General features: G+C 39.0%; 21 protein-coding genes. 5 read left to right on the top strand and 16 right to left on the bottom strand.

Annotated elements, in window-relative coordinates; all coding sequences use genetic code 11:
- Window positions 1-20: 20 nt before the first annotated feature.
- The 11 genes from HGH92_RS26600 to HGH92_RS26550 form a co-directional block, all read right to left on the bottom strand.
- Window positions 21-5,606: a helicase-related protein gene (locus HGH92_RS26600; RefSeq protein WP_168873848.1), complete on the bottom strand. Its 5,586-nt coding sequence runs from the start codon at window positions 5,604-5,606 to the stop codon at window positions 21-23.
- Entirely contained in the window at window positions 5,603-6,034 is a 432-nt protein-coding gene (locus HGH92_RS26595) for a DUF1896 domain-containing protein (protein WP_168873847.1), read from the bottom strand. The genes HGH92_RS26600 and HGH92_RS26595 overlap by 4 nt, the downstream gene beginning before the upstream one ends.
- 33 nt (window positions 6,035-6,067) lie before the next feature.
- Complete coding sequence (locus HGH92_RS26590; protein ID WP_168873846.1) at window positions 6,068-6,382, bottom strand: DUF4133 domain-containing protein; 315 nt, start codon at window positions 6,380-6,382, stop codon at window positions 6,068-6,070.
- 11 nt (window positions 6,383-6,393) lie between these two features.
- A complete protein-coding gene (locus HGH92_RS26585) occupies window positions 6,394-7,107 on the bottom strand; it encodes a hypothetical protein (protein WP_168873845.1) in 714 nt (237 codons plus the stop codon).
- 40 nt (window positions 7,108-7,147) lie between these two features.
- Window positions 7,148-7,840, bottom strand: a complete 693-nt coding sequence (locus tag HGH92_RS26580; protein WP_168873844.1) for a hypothetical protein — start codon at window positions 7,838-7,840, stop codon at window positions 7,148-7,150.
- A 4-nt stretch (window positions 7,841-7,844) separates the two neighbouring features.
- Window positions 7,845-8,183: a DUF4134 domain-containing protein gene (locus tag HGH92_RS26575; RefSeq protein ID WP_168873843.1), complete on the bottom strand. Its 339-nt coding sequence runs from the start codon at window positions 8,181-8,183 to the stop codon at window positions 7,845-7,847.
- Between the two features lie 42 nt (window positions 8,184-8,225).
- Window positions 8,226-8,759, bottom strand: coding sequence for a hypothetical protein (locus HGH92_RS26570; RefSeq protein WP_168873842.1), 534 nt, complete (start codon window positions 8,757-8,759; stop codon window positions 8,226-8,228).
- Window positions 8,760-8,854: 95 nt separating this feature from the next.
- Window positions 8,855-9,700 carry an RteC domain-containing protein gene (locus tag HGH92_RS26565; protein ID WP_168873841.1) on the bottom strand — a complete coding sequence of 282 codons (846 nt, stop codon included), beginning with the start codon at window positions 9,698-9,700 and terminating at the stop codon, window positions 8,855-8,857.
- Between the two features lie 629 nt (window positions 9,701-10,329).
- The gene (locus HGH92_RS26560) at window positions 10,330-10,851 is read right to left on the bottom strand and encodes a hypothetical protein (protein ID WP_168873840.1); all 522 of its coding nucleotides are present in this window, start codon (window positions 10,849-10,851) and stop codon (window positions 10,330-10,332) included.
- A gap of 874 nt (window positions 10,852-11,725) precedes the next feature.
- Window positions 11,726-12,040: a hypothetical protein gene (locus tag HGH92_RS26555; RefSeq protein WP_168873839.1), complete on the bottom strand. Its 315-nt coding sequence runs from the start codon at window positions 12,038-12,040 to the stop codon at window positions 11,726-11,728.
- A 327-nt stretch (window positions 12,041-12,367) separates the two neighbouring features.
- Window positions 12,368-12,703: a helix-turn-helix domain-containing protein gene (locus HGH92_RS26550; RefSeq protein WP_168873838.1), complete on the bottom strand. Its 336-nt coding sequence runs from the start codon at window positions 12,701-12,703 to the stop codon at window positions 12,368-12,370.
- Window positions 12,704-13,322: 619 nt separating this feature from the next.
- Between HGH92_RS26550 and HGH92_RS26545 the strand changes: the two genes are divergently transcribed.
- Genes HGH92_RS26545 through HGH92_RS26535 form a run of 3 tightly spaced genes read left to right on the top strand, consistent with a single transcriptional unit; the run spans window position 13,323 to window position 19,132 of the window.
- A complete protein-coding gene (locus HGH92_RS26545; RefSeq protein ID WP_168873837.1) occupies window positions 13,323-14,564 on the top strand; it encodes a TlpA family protein disulfide reductase in 1,242 nt (413 codons plus the stop codon).
- Entirely contained in the window at window positions 14,557-17,772 is a 3,216-nt protein-coding gene (locus HGH92_RS26540) for a SusC/RagA family TonB-linked outer membrane protein (protein WP_168873836.1), read from the top strand. Before HGH92_RS26545 ends, HGH92_RS26540 begins: the two co-directional genes overlap by 8 nt.
- A gap of 16 nt (window positions 17,773-17,788) precedes the next feature.
- Window positions 17,789-19,132 carry a RagB/SusD family nutrient uptake outer membrane protein gene (locus tag HGH92_RS26535; protein WP_168873835.1) on the top strand — a complete coding sequence of 448 codons (1,344 nt, stop codon included), beginning with the start codon at window positions 17,789-17,791 and terminating at the stop codon, window positions 19,130-19,132.
- Between the two features lie 124 nt (window positions 19,133-19,256).
- On the opposite strand, the gene HGH92_RS26530 is transcribed toward HGH92_RS26535, so the two are convergent.
- The 4 genes from HGH92_RS26530 to HGH92_RS26515 form a co-directional block, all read right to left on the bottom strand.
- Window positions 19,257-19,493, bottom strand: coding sequence for a helix-turn-helix domain-containing protein (locus HGH92_RS26530; RefSeq protein WP_168873834.1), 237 nt, complete (start codon window positions 19,491-19,493; stop codon window positions 19,257-19,259).
- 821 nt (window positions 19,494-20,314) lie between these two features.
- The gene (locus HGH92_RS26525) at window positions 20,315-20,797 is read right to left on the bottom strand and encodes a hypothetical protein (protein WP_168873833.1); all 483 of its coding nucleotides are present in this window, start codon (window positions 20,795-20,797) and stop codon (window positions 20,315-20,317) included.
- Window positions 20,798-21,521: 724 nt separating this feature from the next.
- On the bottom strand, window positions 21,522-21,917 hold the full coding sequence (locus tag HGH92_RS26520; RefSeq protein WP_168873832.1) for a hypothetical protein: 396 nt from the start codon (window positions 21,915-21,917) through the stop codon (window positions 21,522-21,524).
- Between the two features lie 317 nt (window positions 21,918-22,234).
- Complete coding sequence (locus HGH92_RS26515; RefSeq protein WP_168873831.1) at window positions 22,235-22,567, bottom strand: DUF6520 family protein; 333 nt, start codon at window positions 22,565-22,567, stop codon at window positions 22,235-22,237.
- A 282-nt stretch (window positions 22,568-22,849) separates the two neighbouring features.
- Between HGH92_RS26515 and HGH92_RS26510 the strand changes: the two genes are divergently transcribed.
- Together HGH92_RS26510 and HGH92_RS26505 are read left to right on the top strand one after the other, a co-directional pair.
- A complete protein-coding gene (locus HGH92_RS26510; protein ID WP_168873830.1) occupies window positions 22,850-23,446 on the top strand; it encodes a hypothetical protein in 597 nt (198 codons plus the stop codon).
- A 116-nt stretch (window positions 23,447-23,562) separates the two neighbouring features.
- Window positions 23,563-24,069 (top strand): hypothetical protein, encoded by a 507-nt coding sequence (locus HGH92_RS26505; RefSeq protein ID WP_168873829.1) that lies wholly within the window; start codon window positions 23,563-23,565, stop codon window positions 24,067-24,069.
- Window positions 24,070-24,209: 140 nt separating this feature from the next.
- Here HGH92_RS26505 and HGH92_RS26500 read toward each other — a convergent pair whose 3' ends face one another.
- Entirely contained in the window at window positions 24,210-24,452 is a 243-nt protein-coding gene (locus HGH92_RS26500; protein ID WP_168873828.1) for a hypothetical protein, read from the bottom strand.
- Between the last annotated feature and the right edge of the window lie 145 nt (window positions 24,453-24,597).

The following is a 24,597-nucleotide window of genomic DNA, read 5'->3' as shown; positions in this document are numbered from 1 at the left end:
ACACACTTAATCATTAACATTTATATTCTTCTTTTCACTGAGGCGCTACTATCGTCAACAACTCTCGGAATGTGGCCTCCTTTCGATCTCGTAGGTAATTGTTCTGGAGGGTCATTTGAACTAATCTGCACATCACTGGAACTGACCTGTCCTTGACTGGGGCTATTAGTAGCTTTCAACTTTTCTGATACCTTTTTCTGGAGGTCGGCATGTTCTGTTTTCAACTGTACCAATTCAGTATCTTTATCGAACTTCTTCTGAATTACACTATCCAGTAATCCTAAACTATTCTTAATTGAGGAAATCTTTTTTTCCTGTTGTTCCTTTAAGGACGTTACACGGTCAATAGCATTCAGAAAGTATCTTGCAGCGAGCTTCGGATTGTCGATATTGATGTTACCGTTGCTTTGCATATATTTAATTTCACTGTATGGACTCATTGCATAGAAAATTGTTTGAGACATTGTCCCACTGTCGGTCTCTTTAATCTCAGTTCGTTGAAACAAATCGAAACCGTATAGCACACCAATTTTCTTTACAATCAATCCCTGCGCTCTTTCTTCTTTTGTAAGTCCGATGTTATTTCGCAGGTCTATGAGGTAATTGCCAATGGATTCTGGGTTTGGATCATGAAAGTCATTCAGAGAAATTGAATTTATTTTGGTCCCATCTTTATCAAACTGTAAGCGGCTCTTGTATAACTGCTCGTCACCTACCAAAACACCCAACATAGGTTCTGCATGGACCAGGTTATACTTCTCCTGTTCATAGTCGCTCTTCGCGCGTGATAAATCACGGAGATATGCAGATTTTTTACCTTCCAATGCCGCAATCTTTTTCTCAATCTTTGACAATTCAAGTAATGAAGTATCACCACTAAGTATTGCCACGTACTCACTAAAGTTCATTCCATTTTGTTCGTCCATTGCTCCTTCATCGATAGTTCTTACATGAAGGGAGGAATTCTTCATCTGTGAGATAAAAAGTTGCTTATTCTTCAGCAAACTAAATTTGTAATTATCCAGTGTTCTTTCAACCGCATAAATGTAGGACTTGACTTTATTGCCATAGTAGGTCTTTGCTACCCAATTTCCGGCACGAACGCCACGTCCATTACGTTGCTCTAGTTCAGAAGGTTTCCATGGTATGTCTAGGTGATGCATCGCAACAACATTCCTTTGAATATTTAATCCTGTGCCAGCCTTATCAGTGCTTCCCAGAATAATTCTGATGTCACCACGATTGAGTTTCTTTATATACTCTTTTTTAGTAGCGTCGGTCCAGTCATGGACAAAAGTTATATGGCTTGCCGGTATGTTGAAATCCCTCGTCAATTTCTCTTTCAGTGCATCGTACAAATTGAACTCGTTGGGCTTAGGAGTTCCTAAATCAGAAAACACAATCTGCACACCTTTATGCTCTGCACTTTTCTGGTACCATTCGTTTACTTTCCTTGCACACACATTGACTTTGTTTCCAGGATCATCTTCGTAATGCTCAGAAACAAGCCTCATGTCCGCTGCCATTTTTTTGGCGTAATTGGTGGCGATCAACATTCTACCCTTATCTTCTTCCTTTGTTAGCGGCGCTCTTCCAATAAGCGTAGCATCACCACTCTTAGCAAACTGAATGAGTTTATCCATGAATGAAATCTGATCAGCAGTAGGAGAAATATTGATTAATTCTTCCTCCATTTCTGGACGATCTAACACGATATTCTTTGCGGTTTTATAGTCCGTAATCTCGCTGTAAAAAACTGCCAACTCCGGCACTTTTATAAAATGTCTAAACCGCTCTTTGGCAATTATTTCATTCGTGACGGAGAACTCAAAATCAGTAGACTTCTTCGCATAAACTGCCGCCCACGCATCAAAATTCCCGATTTGCTGTCGAAGTAGCTCCTTTGGACGCAAATACTTAAACAGAAGATACATTTCCGTCAAGCTATTACTGATAGGTGTACCCGACAAGAACGTGACACATAAATCAGAATTAAATCGCTCCTGTAATGTCCGAACAGCAAATAGCATATTCAATGCCTTCTGACTACCTTCCATGTTACCAAGACCCGCTACTCGGTTGTGTCTCGTGGTAAACGTAAGGTTCTTGAACTTATGGGCTTCGTCAACGAAAATGTGATCTACACCCATATCGCTAAATGAAACTCCTTGATCCTTCTTACCTTCAATGTTATTAGTGATTTCCGATAGTTTGGCCGTCAGGTTTGCTTTCCTCTTCTCAAGCCCTTTCCTCATCTCCTTTGTAACCTTTGCACCTAACTTTCCAAGAGTATCCAAATCTTTTTGAAGGTTGTCGAGTTCTTCTCCAATTATTTGACTTTGGATTTCTAGGGACTGCGGGATTTTACTAAACTGATCGTGGGTAATTATTACCGCGTCCCAATTGTTATTCTTAATGGTATGAAATAGCTGCTTACGTCTTGAAGGAGTAAAATCCTCTTTAGCCGGTGCAAGTATGCGGGCGGTGGGATAAGCTCGTCTAAATGTTTCGACAATCTGACCAACATTAGCCTTCAAAGCTAATATCATCGGCTTATTGATGATTTGTAGACGCTTCATTTCTTTAGCGGCACAAATCAGAAGGAGTGTCTTTCCAAGTCCAACTTCATGATCGATAATAGCGCCCCTGTTCTGGATTATCCGCCAGATCGCATCTCGTTGACTTTTATATAAATCGGGAACCCCCTGTTCGTTCAACCCTAATCCCAATCGCTGTCTATCAAGCCCAGGAAACTTTAAGTGATCTCCTGAATAGGTCCTTAGCTTATAACAGTTGAATGTTCTATTGTACAGGTCCTGAAGTTCCAGCTTTCGTGTCTCTGGTAGTTGTGCAAGCCATTCAGAAAACAGAGATCGGATACCCTCAATCTTTTGGTGAGCCGATTGTATTGCTTCGTTATCAGGCAGACGAATCACGCCAGTCGGAGTCTCGATAGAGTATGTATAATACGGAGAAGTATTTTCCAATGCGTTTTCAAAAATCACCTCCGGTGAGCTGTTACGTCGGTCCTTTGTTTTGACGGTAAATTCTATATCAGCTTTTGATCTCGACCCATTAATTTTTACTTTGAATACATCGACAGATCTAAGGAAATTCACTTCGCAGTTAGTGCCAAGCACCTGAGAAACAAACTCCCCGTAGAGCCTTACGGGTATCCAACGCTCGCCAAGGTTAAAATCGAGCAAGTCAAATGGGATTGGGTCCGGAAGGGCCTGACGCAGAGCCGCGCAACTGTGCTGAAGAAAAATATCTTCTGGAGATTCCGCCAATGCATCTTCCGCTTTCTCTAGTTTTTCAACAACATTACCGCTTAAATATCTATCACTAGGTTCCCAGGAACGCGTTTCAGCATTCAGGCAAATACTACTACCGAGTAGTTCAATAGTTGTACTCTCGTCCTGTTGTAACATTGTGGCTATATAAGGCAGATCTACACTTCCCCTTTCATTCAAACTTATGGCCATAGCCTCATGAGGATCATCCGTCAAATACGTTTCTTTCCTCTTCACAAGACTACCGGTAAGTATATCCCCACGAAGTAGATTCTCACCATCTTTCCTCTCAAGTGCTGACAGAACTGTTAGTCCGTGCGCTCCATCTTTCAAAATCAAATTTCTGTTTCCAGAAGAATTTAGCTTCCCGTATGTACCGGTAAAATCATCATATCGTTCATTGAGTGCTTCCCTTATAGCACCTTGTTCAATCTTCAGAACCATTTCCTTAGATACCAGATCGAAATAGCAATCTCGCATCTCAATGTATCTTTCAAGAAACTTACTGTCTTTATCATTAAACTGTAGAGCAGTGAATACGGCCTGGTCGTTCTCTTTGTCTACATTGGATAAAACGCCAAATCTACCCTGGAAATGTACCAGTGTTCCATTCTCGTAAAATGACTTTAGACGATGGATAGGTTCAGGTGCGTCATTTTTTAATTGAAAAGTGGACTCCAGGGTTAAGTCACCCTCATAGATGTAGTCATATCCATAATCCTTTAACTGAGCAGAAAACTCCTTTACCGCCGAAATGAGTTCAGGTGTTTCTAACCATGCAGTCGGCACGGCTATCTGCTTGACGTTTGAAAATATTCTGTGTTTCCATTTTCTTGCACCTTCCTTTCTAGCTCTAATAAGGACAAAGGATTCGTGATTGGGATTCTCAGTAGTTCTGATAATAGATACTACTTCAGCGGTTTCCTTAGAAATGAACTTCGTATCGGATAAGGATATATAATCAAATGCGCGATTTGCAGATCCGGCCAGATTTGTAGAGAACAAGCCCCCTTGAATTGCCTTTGCGGGTTCCTCGTCCGATGCCTCCGGCACTTTTAGGAAATCAAATTTTCTTCCTTCCTTTGTTTCAGAAATATTCTCGACTTTGAGAATTGACTGATCAAATCTTGCTTTAAAATCCAACGATAACCGATCTTCCAGTGGTGCGCCGATAGTGTCAATTGTACCGGAATACCAAATATTAAGCATCGGCTTACCATATTGGTTGGTACCCTCAGATATTTCACCAAGGGCAATATCAGAAAGATGCTTGTTTACGTAAGAATTAAAATGATAATCACCAGCAGGTGCGTTTCTTATAACAGTCTCAATAAGCTCTTGTTCCGCTTCTGACAATTGTTTCTTCGCACTGTTTTTTCTCGTAATAATCAAATGACTCCCGGCTTCGGTGTTTCCGGTATCCTTCATCAGATTATCAGGAAGAGCAACGACACTTATAAGGTCTGAGCAGTTAAACAGGTAATCCCTAGCGGGCCTATTCCCCGGTGTATTGAGAAACGCGCTTGTTGTTATGAAGGCCAAGATGCCACCTTCACCAAGTTTGTCCAGACCTTTAGCAAAAAAGTAGTTATGAATATGAGATGTCAGGTCTCTATTATCGATTAATGGGTCGAATACCTTAATATCACCAAAAGGTATATTACTAACAACTAAATCACTCGATTGGCTATGACTACTTCCAGTTGATTCAAATGGTGAGTTTATCACATCGCATTTTACTGGACTTTCGGAGAGGATAGCTTTCAATATCATTGCAGTGACGATATCCTTCTCAATTGCAACAATTGTGACACCTTTATCCCCGTTCACTTCAGCTTGTGAAAGTTGGGACAAAAATTCCTGAATAAAAATACCAGCTCCTGCCGATGGTTCATATAGTTTCTGCGGGAAGATTCGATTCTCACGCAGGACATTGAACAATACTTTGGGAACGATATCCGGTGTATAAAACGCTGTGAGTATATTGTTTTTAATGGACCCAATAGCCAGTCTATAATCAGAGAAGCTCAACTCACTCTTCAGAAGCTCGTGAAGCTCATTCACAAGCTCCCGCAACTTCATATCAGCATCAGATGCATCCTGTTGACGCCAACTATCTTCAGTTCCAGGCTCATAAAGAACAGCTTTTAGCCCCCCAAAACCGCTATATTTTTTCAATTGGCTTATATCGGAATGAGAAAGGGCTGAATTCCCATCAAACCTAAGTGCAATTTTTATTGCAGCAATATTATCCTGAAACTTTTCAACAGCACTATAACCCATAATCACAACAGTTTCAAAAACCAGATTCAATCACCCAAATAGTTAGCAATTGTACCTATAATCGCATATTCAAGAAATACATCATCTTCCGTTTCAACAGAAAATGAAAAGCTATTAAAAACGTCCCCACATTCTTCAATCAAGTTGCAGATTTCATATGTCAACGAACCTGTCTCAACCAAGGTTAAATACATATCCTCAAATTCCGATTCTAGTATTTCCGATATATACTGATACCTTGAAGGGATAAAGTCCTGTGTAAGTTCATGCATACAAACCTCAATTATTGTGATCTGTGGCACACCATCATGCTCCATTTGCTTAATCAAATCATCAATACCATTGATCTTATCCCAAATCACTTCTCTAATATTTCTCTTTTTCTCAACTGAGATAAGTTCATTGGGATTATTTGACACCAGATAACTCCAAAGGCTATCGAACAGTTCATGCTTCATGTAGAATCCGAATTAAAATCAAACCCGCCATGTCTACTTACTCAGCGAGGTAAAAATCTTTCTATCACGGCAGACAATAGCAGTGGGTACTTTTCCGAATGCAATTTTTTTCATCAATCCATGCGCCCCATACTTATGGGAGAACTTATAGACATAGGTAAACAATAGAAAACCTAATATCCCAACTGTAGGTATGATGAAATACACCGGTACCCCTGCTATATACGCTGCCGCAAAAAGTATTAACAAACCGACTAACCCAGCCGCGAGGTAGGCTACATACTGTGCTTTTAAGCCTCTAAACTCTATTTCTTTGTTAACACCCTTATTGATTTCAAATACAATCATGAAAAAAAATATTATCTACTTATTCGTTTAATAAAATCGTGTTTTCTTTCCAGGACCTCTTCCCGATATTTAGCCAGCTCCTCCGACCCCCCTCTTTGCTTTTTCCTAACCAGGCGAGTGTTCTTCTCTCGCTCAATTAATCCCTTCATTTGGGAATAGTAGGTATTATACCCGTTCATCAGGATTAGCACGCCGGCAGGGTCCAAAAAAGATAAAGTCTTAGTATCCATTGATACAGGTTCCTCAACTGTAAATCTATCAGAAGGTCTAAAATGACCCTGTGATTTTCCTCTAACAAAAGAATCAGGCACTTTGATAGGAATAATATTTCGTTCGCCAATGAACCGTAGCTGAACCGAATCCAAAATATATTCTGGTCCAAAAACAGATTTCACTTTTGGCAGAATACGTCCTATAAATAACTCAGGTGAATTTGTTTCATACCCTTTATCAAATAGGTCATTGATATTCTTAGGCAGCTCTATTACTTCAACGTGACCGGGTGGAGGCCATTTTGAAAATCCTTCTTCATGAATGGTATGACTTAGTGCATTGAAAAAAAAGCAAGGTGAATCGCTCCCTGGAAGCCACAACATATCCTTGAAATACATTTTTTTATGCGGATAAAATGGACTTCGCAAACATTCATTTGAAACATCCAGCGTCATTTCAATACCCATAATATCGACAACATTAGATTCCACCATATCGATAACTTTTTTCAACCAACATTGACCCAGGATTAACTACTGAGAGCTAGCACGTCTAAAGTCGTCTGCGAAATGATTTCCCTTGGCGGTCATTTTCTTCACCATTCCTATGCCGGGTCTTACCTTGTACCAATGCCTCTTTCAAACTAATCGCTTCATAATACCTTTCATAACCAGCCGCTAGTATGCCTGCACCGTGTTTGTCTATCCGAAATATTTCATCAAAATTGAGAAACACCATTTTTCCACACTCAGACCCTACTGGCACTATATGTCCAAGTTGCTTTGCCATTTGTGCCGGTTGATTTTGTATTTCAATGGGTCTATATACTTTATCACCAATCAGCACCGAATTAACAGCGTCAAGGAAATACTCTTCCTTATCTAGCAAGTATATCTTCGGTATAACTCTGGCGTAAAAAAAATCTGCATTTACAATTTCATATTGCAGCTCTTCGTCCCTTAACATCCCTTTTGGCAGGCGACATGCCGTGTATGGATCTAAAACCATCTTTGGAGGAATTTCAACCATCCCAGTAGAATCCGGAATTGGCCAGGCCATTTCTATTCCAGCGAATGCGTGGCGCGATGTGTCATACATAAATCTGTACGTACAAGCGCCTGGCATATACTGCATTTGCGAAAACGAAAATCTATTGTCAACATCTATAGCACTGTAAACGCAATTATCTTTTATATCAACAATTATCTCGTCTCCGAAAACGTTTACCACTGGTAGGTTTGTCATAAAACTAAACTTTAAAGAAAGCTTTTAAAACAGTCGCCACGACAACAAGGAACACACATGATCCAAACCAGGAAGCCGCGACCTTGCTCGTATCTTGATCGCCCGAGTTCCATTTTTGATATACTTTGACCGCCCCAATCAAGCCACTGACAGCTCCGACGGCATACATAAGATCAACGCCGGTAGAAAAATATCCTTTCACTTCTTTTTCGGCGGCCATAATACCCTCTTTCCCCTGGGCTTCAACCATGATGGATACTGTCAGATTCACCAGGCACCAAATCAAATAATATTTTCTCCTGCACAGCAGCTTATAGCCGCTTTTCAACGTCACAATTTTCATTTTCCAGTATTTAGATTTTAGAAATTCAGAGTGGGGATAGAGCTAAAAAACAGCAGGTGGGGTCCAAAGCATATTCAATTGAGACTCGCTTGCCTCTATGCCTGCAATTGACTGCAACTGGCGGCTGACCAAATTTGTAACAATACTTCGGTACGAGCCTTCAGACAGCTCTGGGAATCGAGAAATTTCAATCTGTATTTTATAAAGGATGGACGCGATATCGCTGGTCTGCATACCCTCTGTAATAATTTCTTCAGTAACATCTACCAAGGAGGCCATTGCATCTAAGGCAAGTTCCTCTTGGCTTGGCGCTATATAAGGAATATCTTCCTCTACCTGAACGCCATGATCAGCCGCATCAGCCTCCATCTCAGAAAGCACATGCCTTTCATTATTTGACACTAACTGCCAGGTCCGCTTATTATTCTGATTTTCTTCTTCATTAACCCTGGGTTTAGGCGGGCGATCATTACGCACCCCAACACGACCATACAACAACAGCACCACGGCGTAATAGATCACTCCCGCAATCCCCAGGACTGTAAAAAATACTCCCCAAGACACATTAGACAACATCACTGTATTTTTTTACATTAGTAATTTTGATGACAGTACAAATGTGAGCGATTCCAACATCTACCATATACACCATTTATAAAGCTGTATAAAATTCATCTCGGATTCTCGTCTGTCTCATCCATTAGCTTTATAAGATTGCCGGTAGCTCTATCGGTGAACTGCGTTCTGTTTCTCCGTATCCTTATAGCCTGGAATATCCTATATGGATTGGGCATTTTAATTCCAGAAGCCTCTGCTAAAACATCTGCTACATCTCGAATTGATGCGTTACCAAATGCCCCGCTTGAATATATTAAGTATACATACTCTACAAAATCATTTTTAGAAAACACCCACTTTAGTTTCTTTCCCCTATTTCCTAACGATTTGAAATACTGTTCTCCTTCTTCTCCTACGGTATGGAGATAAGACGAAAACCAGTTATACCCTTTTATAATAGCAAGTTTGCAACTCATTGCCGTGTTTAATCTTTTGTCACAAAATAGATATACATCATCAATCATTGCAGGCTCCATACCTCCGCTATTCGAGAAGTAAAAACTATCCAGATAGCTATGTCCCATTTCCAAATACGAAATCAGTTCGAGATTTTCTTGAAAGTATTGCTCCAGGCTTCTTAATGTTTTTTGAATCAGATCTTTTCGGGAGACAAGATCGAGATAGATCGATGCTTGTTCAAACTCAAGGATTCTCTGAAATTGGACCAGGCGCCCATCGAATAGGGGTCGAAGGTTTTTAAAAATGAAAATCTCTTCATGAACGCTAATAGACCCAGAAAGAATAATGTCGTCAAGCCTTTTTATATACTCCATCAATTTTGTTATTACTGTTGCAGCATCCCTAACTCGCGATTCACTTTCTTTCTCAGCCATGGAATCTACGTCCTGATTCATTTCTTCCAGTAGAATTTCTATTTTCTTCACAATTGCAGTTTCCATAATTGTAGATTAAATGGTTAACTAATACATCTCAATGCAAAGATGTAACTAATGAATACAGTATTCCCCTTCCACACCTACTAGTAGGTCGTCTAATAGATTGAAAAACAGTTTGTATAAAATAAATAAAAATGCAACAAAGGATGCTGTGGGGATGAAAAGAAGAATACGTACGGCCATTCAGGTTATAAGGGAAGGAAGTATTATCCATTTATATGTGCAATACCTTTTCTTGAACAAAAAATGGACGGATGCACGCAGGTATCATATAGATACGCATCCATCCATCCATTTACAGGAATCTAACAATTTTAGACATGTGCAATATCCTTTGCTGAATAAAAAATGGATGAATACATGCAGGTATCGTATAAATACACATCCATCCATCCATCCATTTGCTGGAGTTTCGCTATTTCAGAATTGAAATCAGAACAACAGACAAGTAATAAAAAGAATGGATAAACGCATCGTATGGGAATGTGGTGTATTCACCCTTATAAAAGCATCCAAATGACCGTGAGTCCCGATCAAGTAACATACAGTAGATGCATGCATGTACGGGAACACCATATAGCGTATCCATACATGCATCCGTTTTCGACGGGTTGCTACAAAGGCAATCCATTTTAACGTGAACCTTCGATCATCCAAGTCCCATCGGGCTTCTGGACAAAATTCGCTGTGAAGATTTTGGTGGAATCTATGGTGAGATTCGCCATTTGTACAAAAGGGGTCAAATCTGTGTATTTCACCGTATAGGTAGTTGATACAGTACCTTCGCCAGTTTTTTGAATGTTGATTATACGATTTAGATCCTGTCTGGCAACTAATACTTCCTGGAAATACTGCTTTTCCAATTCCGGTTTTGTCTTCATCAGAAATTTTCCAGCTTTCGAGGTGAAGAATATGAAAGGACTGTCGATGTTATTGGACCTTCGTACGGTCACAAGCCCCTCTTTCTCCAATGACGTTTCATCGATTTTAATCCTAGTTGCCGGATCACCGGCAGCAATTGTTTCCGTCAATTCCTTTGGAAATACGGTACGTAATAGCTTCTCGGCATCCGTAGCAGAGAACTCCTTTTTGGAAGTACATGCTACGACCAATAAACTAGGTAAAAGGAGGCTCCAAATTGACTTTATTTTCATACTGAAAAGTTATCAAATTATAAACATCATTCCCCAAAAAAACAAGAGAAACTTACCATGATGATGCTTTGGAAGGAAATTATATTTGAGAAAGCAACTTGTTCCTAAAAAAACTATTCTGGACAAATTTATACGCCGGAAAAATGGTAAACAACGTCCTGCAAACAAATATCTTGGGAAGGGAAGATTAGGTTCCGGATGCTGGTAGCAAATCGCCACTCATATCTGCCCATTTTTAAGCTATTGTAACGAGGGTTACAATCCGGAAAAATATGTAATCAACAGAAGATGGTTACTGCTCCCGTTTTCTTTTGGTTCTTCGTCTTTTTATTGCACATCTGATAGCCCGAATGAAGATTAGAGAGATTAATGTCACTATCAAAACACCTAAGACAAGAATGGCCGGCCTATATGATATAGCTCCAAGAATACACATTAGAAAAAAAGTGGCCGCCATTAAATTTCCACTACTTTCAAAATCGTCTGAAACCAGTAACTGTAATTTGATTTTCCTGCCCATCCACTCAATCAGTTTAAGAGTTATGAGCATTAGCATCATACATCCGAAAATTACTGCAAGGGCAGAAAATACAGGTGAGTTCATATAAAGAACAGTTCTTGAAACGTACATTATTTAAATAATTCAATGACAGCCGCTATCGCTGCTACTATCGCACAAATAGCAGAGACCCATGCCCGTAATTTGTGAACTGGGTGCCGCACTCCTTGACTTTTCAGAATTTAGTTCCGCTTCCTGTGCTGCGCTACAATTGAACTGACCAGAAATCTGATAGTAATAAATCTAATTCTGAAAGCAATGTCTTATCATTAAGCATAAATCAATATGATATTATTCCCTGGATAGTTAATAAAATCAAATAAAGCCAAATCTGTCGGGTTTCGGCTGTTTGATGTCCTTGCGATATTTAGCCTTTCTTTCTTTCTCTTCACCTCTCCAAATTATCGTGTCCTTTGTTATCGTATCAATAACCAGCTCTCTTACAGCTTCCTGGGAATGCTTATCTGTTTCTATTTTGGACAGAATATCATGTATGCGATAATAGGGGTATCTTCCTTTAAGGAAAATAAATGCTGGTAACATCTTAACATGTTTCTGTTCAAAGAAAAAAGAGTTTTTCAAAATACGGACTATAATCGTCATTCCAGCTTGCTTTTGTGGTTTTCTCATAATTTGATGACTTGATTGAATTAGTATAGTCTACTACACAAAAAAGTACTATCAAGTACCAACTGGTGAAACGAATAAAAAAGCCAGTTCGAGAAGAATCAAGAACCGGCCTTTCATCCATTGTTTGTTAACCCCAAATTCCTTTTTATCCACATGATACTCAGCTTTGGGACTATACACATAGGACGATAGAGAGCAATTTAGGAATATTAATTCGCAATTAAGCTCCCATATAAAATGAACAGGAAATGAATAGATTTTAAACATGACCAGATAACACTTTCATCATAACGTCAATCGATATGTGGTAATGCTTGGTAATTTCTATTAAACATTTTTGTCTTTAGGCTTCGTTCGTTTCGACCTGTAAGTAAAAGCCAACAGCTCTTTCATCAGTTCATCCTTCTCTTGGGGACTCCGGTCCTTCAACGATACAAATAATTCCCGTACATCCGAGCCAGTTACTAAGGCAATAAGAAAAAACATTTGTGGGCTCGGTTGAACGGTATTGGTTACATACTGGGAAACAGTTGATGGCGCAACCTTGATCTTCCCGGCAAGGTCTTCATTTGACATTCCTTTCTCTTTCAACACTGCGCCAATTCGGTTCAACACTAGCTTCGGACTATCAACTTTAGCTTCTGCCTTATCTTCTTTGCCCATAACCTTATTTTATTTACTTATAAGCAAAAGTAACTACCTGAAAATAAATGATTTTCAATCAACTATAACCTTGTACCTAATTTATTTTGTCTTATGACTTATATTATTTACCTTGGGGCTAAATATTTATTAACAACAAAAAAAATATAATTCGGTTTTAGAAGTGGAAAAAAGTACAACGTATAGTATTATAATGTAATTTGCAATTCGTTTTAATTGAAATTGTAAGCGTTTTGCTTCAATCTTGGCTCCAACAAACTGCGACTTTGGATCTACAGGCTGAGAGAATGAAGGAAAAACGCTCGCGCATAACTGCGTGGGCGTCTTCATTCAGCCTGGGGGTGTCGCAGCCTGTTGGGGTAGATGGGGACTAACCCACGTATTTTTTTTGTGTATCCCCGTAAAATTGTTGCTTTTCCTTATCTTCCAATTATTAAATACAACGATTGTAATACCGCTGTTACAGCCATACAGGCTGTGAGTTAAATTCGAGGAAACTGCGTGGGCGTATTTCTATCCGCCCAATTTTTCTTCTCTGTACTACCCACAACAGAGGGCTAAGGATATAGCCCTCTTCACTAGATCACATCACATTTATTTTACAAAATCAAGATCTGACATGAAAAATTTATTTTTTCTTCTGGGTATGTTATTGCCGTACATATCATTAGAAGGACAACCTATTACGTCAACCGAGATATTGACACATAAGAATAACTTACTACTCAATGGGAGGCCACAACTGAAGTCCATTGCATCCTTTAAAAAGAGGCATATTATACTGGATTTCTTTGCAACCACCTGCAGCGCCTGTATATCAAATATCCAAGAACTTGAGAAATTACAATTGGATAATGATTCGGTGCAAATTCTCCTGATTACCAAAGAGGACACGAAAACGATTCAAAACTTTCTCGCGCGGCGCCAGATCGGCATTTCGTTACCTATTGTTTATTCCGACAAAATTCTGAATCGGACATTCCAACACTATTCACTACCATATATCTACTGGCTAGTAGAAGGTTCCACATTCTTTCGCTCAACAAAAGAATATTTAATCGACTCAAATATAAAGCTATACTTAAGTGGAAAGAGGCCATCAGAACTGGACTTCACTGAGAAAGAATTTTTGTATGATAGCCCATCTGTAAGCTCCCGTTTAACGGACGCACCAGAAGGCCCATTATATTATAGTGTATTTGTACCATACGCAAAGGGACTACAGACGAGGTCCGGTATCCAATTTGATACAATTAAAAAAACTGTCCGGCGATATGCCATCAACTGGACAATACCGGAAATGGCACTGATGGCTGTTAACAGGTTTATGATACTCACAAGAAATAGGATTATACTCCCTGCAGGCGACAAATCCAAATATATACCGACTGGCTCCTATCAATACTATGAAGAATGGAAACGCAAAAATACATACTGTTATGATACAAGAATATCAACTGAAACATCGCTAAAACCATACATGCTGGAGGACTTAAAGAAATATACAAATACAAATATATACCTAACAACAAAGGACACTCCGAACATTATAATTACAGGCTACAGTGGTAAAATAACCGGATCAACAAAGAATCAGATAAAAACAAGTTATAGCAACGATGGGACATTCTTATCAATGTCAGATGGAACAATTGGAGACTTCCTCTATACACTAAACAACATTAACTCCCTTCTTCCAATTGTTGACAGCACACATATAAAGGGATACATAAACGTGGCTGGAGAAATATCAGATACCTCATCGTTAATTAGAAAACTAAACCAGTTGGGGTTCAGTTATAAAATCCTAACAACTCCGACTGAATATCTCGTAATAGAAAAAAAATCGAAAAATGAATAGTACTTCCATATATAAAATTCACAAATTGGTTCTTAATTTCGTTGGCATAGCTGCTATAATCATCTTGCTATCAGATCAACAGTTGTTGGCACAAGATCGAAAAACAACTATAGTGGGAAGGGTAACTACTTCCGCGGGCACTGTCATTGTTGGTGCAACTATACGCAGCGCCAGTAAAGGAGGAATAACTAGCACCAATCAAGATGGGGTATTTAACATACCTTCTTTTCAACTCCCTGACACATTGTTTGTGTCAAATATAGGATTCAACAGTGATACAGTTCCAATAACAATTCAGTACTCAGGACATGAACTGAAGATCATCTTAGCCCCCTCTAATACCACACTCAAACAGGTCGAGGTCTCAACAGGGTATCAATCTGTTCCAGCGGAACGAGCCACCGGCGCTTTTGAACGAATCACCAGGGCATCGCTTGATCGACAGTTCAATGTCAACATTACTCAATACCTAAAGGGGACTTCTACACTGTTATTTGACAATACAAGTGCATCAGAGAAGATTTTCATTAGAGGCCGAAATACCCTTTTTGCAAATAACACACCGCTTTTTGTTGTAGATAATTTTCCAGTGGATGAAATAAGCAGTATTAACCCAAACGATATAGAATCGATTACTATCATGAAAGATGCTGCATCCGCATCAATTTGGGGGGCCAGGGCAGCAAATGGTGTAATCGTATTAACTACCAAGAAAGCTGCATTTAATGGTAAGTCGAAGGTGACCATTTCAACAAATACTTCGATTTCAGAACGGCCGAACTTACTTAAAGACTATTCGATACAATCTACCGATTATATCTCTCTGGAAATAGATCTATTTCAAAAGGGATACTATAATAATGATTTAAACAATAGGCGAAGGTTTCCAGTTTTATCACCAGTTATCGAACTATTGGACAGCGCTAAAAGAGGCTTAGTGTCCAGCGCAATTGCTATGCAACGAATAGACCTACTTCGTAACAACAATTTCAGAAAAGACTTGCGGGACTACTTATACCAGACTGCAGTTAATAACCAAGTGGCAGTTAACATTAGTGGTGGTACAAACAATCACGCATATTTGCTCACTATCGGCTATGATAACGAACAAAGCTCCCTTGTCCAAAATACAATGGACCGATTAACAGTAAGAGCAGAAAACAGCTATAAATTTCAGAAGTGGCTAGATGCCAAAATAGGTATTGCCTATACTCACTCATCTACCAGGCAAGACAACGGTGGCCCAGATAAGATCACTCCCGGTGGAGCAAAGACCAGATATTACCCTTATGCAAAACTTGTAAATGAAGATGCTTCATTCGCATCCCTACCAAAGGACTACCGATCTGCTTTTAAAGACACAACAGGAAAAGGGATATTGCTACCTTGGAAATACGTGCCTATGCAGGACCAATTCACAATCGACAACATCAACAGGTATAATAATATCAGATTAAACACTGATGTAAAAATTAAACTAAACAAGGACTTTAGCTTAGACACTAAGTTTCAAATCGAAGATCAGAGAACTGAGAATCCTATATTTTATAGCCCAGATAATTATTTTACCAGAAACCTGGCAAATATCTACACCGGGTCCGTGGATAACCAGATCATCCATCATATTCCTATTGGACCAATCTATGATCTCACAACCAGTCGCTCAACTACCTACCATCTTCGGGAACAAATGAACTATCAAAAGAAAATAATGTCAAATGAGATAACAGCAATAGTCGGTGCTGAGATTAAAGAATCTAAGATAAATGGTGAGGTTAATCGAACGTATAACTACAATCCGGATTTACTAACTTTCTCACCGATAGATTACATAAGCTCCTTTGGAACTTATCAAAATCTGGCAGGACAGCAAAAAGTACCGAACCCCCAAGCATACACCGGCCAAATTTATAGATTTACAAGTTACTATGGTAATGTTGCCTATAACGTGCAAGATCGATATATAATCTCAGGCAGTGTTAGGAAAGACGCATCTAACCTACTGGGAGTAAATACCAATAAACGTGGTGTTCCATTATGGTCTACGGGCTTCCGCTGGAATATAAACAAAGAGTCTTTCTTCAACGTACAAGCCATTTCTGAATTAGCTTTGCGAATAAGCTACGGTTATGGTGGAAATCTACAGAATACGTTATCCGCATTGCCAATAATTCAGTATGGTACTTCAACAGACAATTTTATTGACGCCCCATTTGCCACACTTGTGTCACCACCTAATCCTAATTTGAAATGGGAGAAAACAGGGACTTTGAACGTTGGTGTTGATTTTGAACTTGGGAATGGCGTGGTATCCGGAACCATAGAGTACTACCACAAGAAGAGTACTGATCTTATAGGAAATACAGCAATTGACCCAACAACGGGTGTAATGTTTGTAAGTAGAAATTCGGCAGCAATTGCATCACATGGAGTTGACTTTACATTTCACGCGCTGCCGTTAAATCGAAAGGTAAAGGTGGCATTGGATGGTATTTTTAGTTATAGTCTGAACAAAATCACAAACTATCTTTATCACTATCCTTCAGCTAGTAGCTACATAAATTCCGGTATTAATCCAGTTGAAGGGTTTCCAACCGATGCTATCTTCTCATACAAATGGGCGGGACTCTCAGCACAAGGAAATCCAGTCGGCTATCTACATGGGAAGCCCAGTGAAGACTATCGGGCTATCAAATCAGAAACTACAACAGATGAGCTTGTCTACAATGGACGCAGCTTGCCGCCATTGTATGGGTCAATGCAACCTACCATCTCATATGGAAAATGGAGTATCAGTTCAACTATCACCTGGAAAATTGGACATTACTTTCGCCGCCCTTCAGTTAACTATAGTGGCTTTGCGAATTGGTACATGAATGCAGACTATTATGATAGATGGAAACAACCTGGTGATGAGGTAAAAACTAATGTGCCAGCAATGGTCTATCCTTTTGACAATGCTAGGGATGAATTCTACCAGAACTCCGAAATACTGGTGGAGAAGGCAGACATTGTAAGGTTAAAAGACATTTGCCTATTATTTCGCCCGGAGATAAAACAGGGGCATATTCTGAAGGCAATATCATTACAACTGTACATTAATAATGTTGGTGTCCTCTATCGCGCGAACAAATTCAAAATCGACCCAGACTATGGCAAAATGCCACCACCTCGCAACTACACCATTGCAGTAAAAACGTCATTCTAACTCTTAAACACATAATATGAAGTATAAAATAATTTCTGCAGTAGGCTTGATGCTTACTATACTTTTCAATATTTCAAGTTGCAAAAAATATCTTGATATTAAACCAGATAAAAGCCTTGTTGTTCCCTCTTCATTAAACGACCTACAAGCTATGCTGGATGATGCAATGACCATGAATCTATTATGGCCGATTGGTGGAGAGGTGTATTCCGACAACTATTATATAACAGATAGTGATTGGAAGTCTATACAACAGATTGATAGGCTAATGTACATATTTGATAAGGAAGCCAGCTATTCCGGAGATTGGTTCCTGACTTACAGAATAATTCTAAACACAAATCTAGTTTTGGAGACTTTGGAAAAAATAGAGGATAGAGATACGGATCGAAAGAAGAAGATTAAAGCCTCCGCGCTATTTTATAGATCAATGGCCCACTATATTCTATTGCAGGAGTTTTCATTGGGATACACAATTAGTTCAAAAAATGGAGACGAACCCGGCATTCCGCTAAAACTCAATTCAGATATCAATAGTGAATCCACCCGTAGTACTATTAAGGATTGTTATAGCACTATATTGGATGATCTACAGAACGCATTACCTGATTTACCCAGTGAAGTTCCATATAAAACCAGGCCAAGTAAGTCGGCTGGATATGCACTACTAGCAAGGATATACTTATCTATTGGCAATTATAAAGAGGCTGGTAAATATGCATCCCTATGCATGAATCAGGGATTAAACATCTTAGATTATAATTTAATCAATTCGGATGCGCCATTTGAAAGGTATAATTCAGAAGTCATTTTCCATATCACCGGAAACTACAATACCCTACTTGATCCTACGGTTAGTAAAGTGGACACCAATCTTCTGAGCCTCTATCCACCAGGCGACCTGCGCCGGCGTCTGTTTTTCTCCCAAAATATAGATAGTACCTGGTCCTTTCGCGGTAACTATGATGGATCGGCATCAGTTCAAATGTTCTGTGGACTGGCAGCAGACGAGGTGTACTTAATCCAGGCGGAATGCCTCGCAAGAGAAGGCCAGGATAACGACGCATTGGCTGTACTGAACACGTTCCTTAAAATGCGATATGATAGCTCATTCACCCCAAGAACCGCAAGCTCCGGAAACTTACTCACGTTAATATTAAATGAGCGTATCAAGGAACTGTTGTTTAGAGGGGTCCGTTGGGGAGATATCAGACGGCTAAATCTTGACGGAGACAATATAGTCGTTCAGCGAAAAATACAAGGCAAAGAATATCTCCTAAACCACAATGATCTGAGATACGCACTACAAATTCCGATTGATGTACTTGCTCAATCCCATATCCAGAAAAACCGTAGATAAATGAAAATGCCGCCTAAAACAAAGGCGGCATTCTTCGTCTCAGAACTACCTGACGAAAGATTAATAAGAAGGTTTTGGTGTCTCAAAACCTTTTGGAAGTGTCGAGGAAACTTACGTGTTTATATTAGGATTTTGATGTTTGTAACAACTCAATAAGGGTAAAGTCTAGCCCCCTGGCTAATTTCATAAGATTTAACATGGTAATGTCGGTTTTTCCCGTAATGAAATTATAAGCTGTTCCTACTTCAACGTCTGCAGTCGCTGCCAGGCTTCTATAACTGATCCTCTTTTCCTTTTTTCTATTCAAGAGGGCTTCCCTAATTGCGTTCAGCCTATGGATGTCCTCAATTTCATGATTCATGTATGGAAAATGAACCAAATGAAATCATTTGTTGTTATATTAAAATATAACAAAAAACACATCAAATATCAGTATGTAAACTCAAAAATCAATACAAACCTTAATCTCAGATAGTTATATATTATAACAAAATAATTGCAAATGCAGATAAATTGGTAAGATATATACAATTTTCTTTCAATACAAAAGTATCAGCACACCAACTGCACCTTTGGGCAGTATATTTGTCTGAAGGCATCGCAAGCCAAACTCTAAAGACAGTTATCACCGTGAAAAATAGTAAATTCTATATTACTACAGCAGAAGGGCTGGTCCCCATAAGAATTGTAAAGATGGACAAAAAAAGACTTTTCCACGTTCACATTGACGGGGTATTGGCCGTGTACATCATGAATGAAGAGGTCCGGATTAATTTTGAGGATGGACACTATCCAGGGGAGAAATTTGATATTGAAATACGGAAACACATTGAAACTTACTATCGTGGCGCTAAGGATCTCACATAGAAATCGAAAACCTCAATATTGCATAATCGACGACCTGGTGAGTATATTTATATGCACATTAACTCCCATGCACTGTCAAAAACTGGAGACCGAATTTCTGTTTCAAAATTTGACAATAGAATATTTAACCGCTTTTCCCTTCGGAAGAAAACTCGTTGACTACCTCTATCACCGCTAGTATCAGTAACGCATTTCACGTCTTGGACCTGGCTGCGATTCGGTACAGCATAGATGACGACATTCCCAAAGGATACTAACGATTTCTCAAAGTTCATGGTCGCGTTGCAATACTAATTACGTTGTTAAGAGAACATTTCAAGTCCCAGGCGCTGACTGAGCTTGAAATTTATCACATTCAGATTTAAGTGCCGACTCCAGCAATGCTAACCGATCGGCACTAACCCGTCGCAAAGGAAGAATAACTTTGGCGATTCTATTTACTTTGGCAACGATTCTACCGTATAACTCCTCCAAGTTATCTACACTATCAGCACTCTGAAGTCTACCTATCAACGTTGATAACAACTCCACTGAAAAAGCACTGTCCGATATAACCTGAAATTTGAACTCCACTGGCACCTTGATTTTCAAAAACTGAAATGAGTTAACAAGGTTAGGAACACCGGGTACATCAAGTATGTACCATTTTTTGGACTCCATGATGTTTATATGCTCATAACTTCGGCTTGATTTCGCATTTAATAATGTAACGGTGATAGAGACGCGCTCACCATCATGTGCTAAATGTAAGATCGACGTGAAATACATAAAATAATTACTAAAAAATTGAAAGATCATCTGTAAGATTTACGAATAGACGCTAACCCAGATATTACAAATACCTCTGTCTGATACCATATAGGTACTTGTATTTGTTATACAGATAAGTTTGAAAATTCAATTTTAATGTACTAAAATTAAATGCAACCATCAGTTTGCATGGATATTCTGGACTTGAGCAGCTATTCGGCCAAATATGAAGATCTAAGTAGGCAGAGTCGCCATTCTGCTGTCTAAACTCTAAAAATTTTTTCTCCGCATATAAATCCAAATACATCCCTCCTTGGTCAAGTAAAAGCCATAGTCTTAAGGATTGAATTGCTTGTTCCTCTTTAGAGAAACTTTGAACAGCCCACCCAGTGTGGTAAAAATTAAAAATACCGCGATGAGCGACACCACGTTCGTCGCTATAAACTATGGGACTACGCTTTTTTATCATCCGATTTCTGAAAATATACTACCTACTACAATTTCTAATCAATACCTTGCTTCCATTGAATCGATAGACACCTCGCAAACGCTTATACTATCGGATAAACGTTTCTGCTTAAAAACAGCATTGCCAGGTAATCTAAATACTACGCTACTATCAGTCAAATGCCGATATCTTGGTAACGCAACTGATAACTCGGAAAACTTCTCTTCTACTTTTCTTTGTGGAACTTCACCACCGTTAGGGACAGCGTAGTGCATAAGTAGGACATAAGTAATAATGTAGGATTTCTGCATCTTAAACTTTAGATTATGAATTTATGATTTTTTCCAGTAGCTTCTGCAAATGAATTTGGCTATCTAATGCTCTATTTCTCAGATTATACACATCATTCACCTGTTTTAAATAAGCACGAAGGAATCTTTCAGATGCGGAATTGATTCTGGCCAACAAGTCAGCAAACTTTTTAATGTGCATTTCATCGGTTATTGTTATCCCTTCATCCAATAGGATATAATGTAGATAGTGTACCAGGGTGTGCATATTGTCACAATTTACTATCTTCTCAACCGTTGCCTTCCGCATACAAGACGACGCGGAATCAGGAATGGATTCATAATACTTTAGCCACTCAACAAATTTTTCGGCAGTGTAAGGCTCTTTAAATAATTCTAACAGTGTACTACGCAAGGTCAGTTGATCCATATATATATAACGGTTGATAGCAGGTTAGCATGCACTCTCACATACAAAACGTAATAGTAGGAAAAAAGTACTATTTGGGTTATTACTTTTAAAACAATTACTGGTTCTCCACAGTTACGGTATACTCACACAAGATAATGGATCTTTCAATGTATTGAACCACATTCACAATTGCATAACATTTTCTATTCTAAAAACGAAGCATCTTCGTGCATCAAGTAAAAAACAAACTTCTTTCTTGAGATGCAGAAAGCAACTAAGAAAACCCGTTCCAATACAGGAACGGGTGAACGGGCTATTCGTCAGTATTCATGTAGTTACTGATTTTTAAATACAACCCGATTAGCGACAGGTTGTCCAGCAGCAATAAGTGACTGAACATTCGCCAGGTCGGTAGCATCCGGCAATCCTGTTGAAGGGTCTTTCTTAACTTTAATAGCGCACAATGTGTTTCCTGCGGTGCAACTGGTAGAACTAATTTCCGTATAGTTGTTTTCATCACTTGGACCACTGGAAGCAGGATGGTATTGGAACCATACTTCTCCAGCGAGTGGTGCCATTTTCGGCGCTGCATGATGCTTTGCGAACGCTACTGTAACTGCAATAACTACAGCAATAGCCGCAAGAATAGAAACTCTAGTTGTCTTCATGATTTCTTGGTTTTTTGTTAAAAAATAGCTTCACTGAAAGTTGGCAGGCGAAGCTGTTACCTGCTTGTAGCTACAATAGAACAAAGGAATGAAATTGTGAGATCGATTCCCCCTACCACCCCTACCAGTAGGGTAAATAACACACTGAACGTCAATTAATATTAATTTTAAAAAAATACAATAGTTGAGGATGTATTTTTAAAACGTTTAACATTGAATAAACACTTCAATATCCCAGGCAGATCATCTTTGCAAGAAATTTCCTAATCCTAAAAATTTCGTATGACAAAGTATGCCTTCATGGGAATCCCAGGATGTATTCACCATCACAAAACGCTGCATGCTTCAACAACAGCGTATATATGCAGTCAAGCAAGCCAGGAGATCAAAGAAAAGTACAAGCCAATTGGGTACAGGTACGTTGTTGTATGCAACGAGCATGAAGAAAAGATATATTCGCAAAGCACCTCAGCCGCTAAGCATTTGGCTAGTTCACCCGAATTATGGTGCAATACTTGTTGTTTGTTAGCGAGTGGTCCACAATGCTCCGCATTTATAAAAATAGGAGCATTGAATGTTCTCCGTACCTATACTGTTCACCCCAACACGCCAATATTTATTTCCGGAATAGAATCTGGATGCGCTGAAATTGTTTCGACATATAACGAGTATTCAGAGTTAAGATCCATGGCAAAACTCTATCTGTCAGCAAAGATTCATAACAGCTACATATTGTCTTTAAAATTTTCAGCTTGTCGAGGAACCCTTGCTTTAGCCGCGCTACATTTTGATGAGAAGGCATTGGATTTTGATCCTGGACCGTTTCCGGCTGTCACCTTTGGTTCTATCGTTTTATCCATTCCATCGGTTAGTGTGTAAAAGATTAGAGTTTTCCATGCAGTCAGGATAGTTACTGTCATGCTTCCGGAGTAAGAATATAGAAATATCGCCATGAAATCAAAATATTCTCTATCTTCAATATTAAATTTTTAAACTTGGAGAAGATACTGGCGCTAAATAATATCAAAACTGTTGACTTTATTGACAATAGCAATGTTGTGCGTAAATACTCGTTCACTAGCAAGATGGTAGCTAATAGTATATTCATTGAATATTACACCATTGGTGAGTTCGAGGTGGATGAAGAAGATTATGAGGATGACGAGGAAAATGATGAAGATTTTGAACTTCCTGAGCAAGGTAGTCGCTTGTCTGTTCTTTTGAAACATAGGAATAAATATTACGAATTTTTAATGTTTCACGACACCGTTGAAATTGGCGTTCCTATAATACTTTTGCAGACCATCATTTTCCTTGTCAAACTAATCGAAGAAACAGAGCCAGACCAGCTAATTGAGTACCTTACCGGTGTAGCCACCGATCCATTAATTCCTCATGAGATAGAGGACAAAGAATTCAGAAGTGCCGCGCTCAAGTTATTAAAAGTGAAGTTCCAAACTATTGAAAATTTAATTCAGGAGAATGACGCTGCCTTTAAATAAAGGCAGTGTTTAAGATAAATGTTTAATGGCCGTTTTCGTGCGGTTGGGCCACGCACTGTTGAACACCATTAGTTTTTGGTAAAAGAATATTTGCATCTGAAATATTATTAATGCTAAATGAAAGATGAAGAAGGCGGGCATTACCCACCTTCTTCATCTTTTTTATTCTCACGATCACTTACCCAGTCAACCAGGGCATTCCAATAAGCAGGTGGTAAATCATCACTATTCGGATAGGCAACCCATTCACCACCTAATACCCTTACGATCTGACCGTAATGGAATCTGTTCACAGTAACGTAGTAGCTGTTTCCGCCGGCACCATGAGGTTTAGATACCTCCACAATACGTCCGCGCCTATCTGTAAACTTTATACCATCCATATTCAACTTTTGTGCATAACAGATCAGATCTTCCAAACTATCACTCGACCATCCCAAAATACACAAATAGATTTATGCTATATCAAAGCCATCGACTCTTAAAGTACAAAGCAAAGACCGTTTAAAATAATACGTGCAAATTTTG

It is taken from the genome of Chitinophaga varians (assembly GCF_012641275.1).
GTDB lineage: Bacteria > Bacteroidota > Bacteroidia > Chitinophagales > Chitinophagaceae > Chitinophaga > Chitinophaga varians_A.
The sequence above is the reverse complement of the archived record's forward strand: the minus strand, read 5'-3'. Positions and strand labels throughout refer to the sequence as shown.

Excerpts from the sequence above, each read along its gene's own strand:
- HGH92_RS26595 (WP_168873847.1), bottom strand. The coding sequence starts at position 6,034 with ATGAAGCATGAACTGTTCGATAGCCTTTGGAGTTATCTGGTGTCAAAT.
- HGH92_RS26590 (WP_168873846.1), bottom strand. The coding sequence starts at position 6,382 with ATGATTGTATTTGAAATCAATAAGGGTGTTAACAAAGAAATAGAGTTT.
- HGH92_RS26580 (WP_168873844.1), bottom strand. The coding sequence starts at position 7,840 with ATGACAAACCTACCAGTGGTAAACGTTTTCGGAGACGAGATAATTGTT.
- HGH92_RS26575 (WP_168873843.1), bottom strand. The coding sequence starts at position 8,183 with ATGAAAATTGTGACGTTGAAAAGCGGCTATAAGCTGCTGTGCAGGAGA.
- HGH92_RS26570 (WP_168873842.1), bottom strand. The coding sequence starts at position 8,759 with ATGTTGTCTAATGTGTCTTGGGGAGTATTTTTTACAGTCCTGGGGATT.
- HGH92_RS26565 (WP_168873841.1), bottom strand. The coding sequence starts at position 9,700 with ATGGAAACTGCAATTGTGAAGAAAATAGAAATTCTACTGGAAGAAATG.
- HGH92_RS26560 (WP_168873840.1), bottom strand. The coding sequence starts at position 10,851 with ATGAAAATAAAGTCAATTTGGAGCCTCCTTTTACCTAGTTTATTGGTC.
- HGH92_RS26555 (WP_168873839.1), bottom strand. The coding sequence starts at position 12,040 with ATGAGAAAACCACAAAAGCAAGCTGGAATGACGATTATAGTCCGTATT.
- HGH92_RS26550 (WP_168873838.1), bottom strand. The coding sequence starts at position 12,703 with ATGGGCAAAGAAGATAAGGCAGAAGCTAAAGTTGATAGTCCGAAGCTA.
- HGH92_RS26545 (WP_168873837.1), top strand. The coding sequence starts at position 13,323 with ATGAAAAATTTATTTTTTCTTCTGGGTATGTTATTGCCGTACATATCA.
- HGH92_RS26540 (WP_168873836.1), top strand. The coding sequence starts at position 14,557 with ATGAATAGTACTTCCATATATAAAATTCACAAATTGGTTCTTAATTTC.
- HGH92_RS26535 (WP_168873835.1), top strand. The coding sequence starts at position 17,789 with ATGAAGTATAAAATAATTTCTGCAGTAGGCTTGATGCTTACTATACTT.
- HGH92_RS26530 (WP_168873834.1), bottom strand. The coding sequence starts at position 19,493 with ATGAATCATGAAATTGAGGACATCCATAGGCTGAACGCAATTAGGGAA.
- HGH92_RS26525 (WP_168873833.1), bottom strand. The coding sequence starts at position 20,797 with ATGATCTTTCAATTTTTTAGTAATTATTTTATGTATTTCACGTCGATC.
- HGH92_RS26520 (WP_168873832.1), bottom strand. The coding sequence starts at position 21,917 with ATGGATCAACTGACCTTGCGTAGTACACTGTTAGAATTATTTAAAGAG.
- HGH92_RS26515 (WP_168873831.1), bottom strand. The coding sequence starts at position 22,567 with ATGAAGACAACTAGAGTTTCTATTCTTGCGGCTATTGCTGTAGTTATT.
- HGH92_RS26510 (WP_168873830.1), top strand. The coding sequence starts at position 22,850 with ATGACAAAGTATGCCTTCATGGGAATCCCAGGATGTATTCACCATCAC.
- HGH92_RS26500 (WP_168873828.1), bottom strand. The coding sequence starts at position 24,452 with ATGGATGGTATAAAGTTTACAGATAGGCGCGGACGTATTGTGGAGGTA.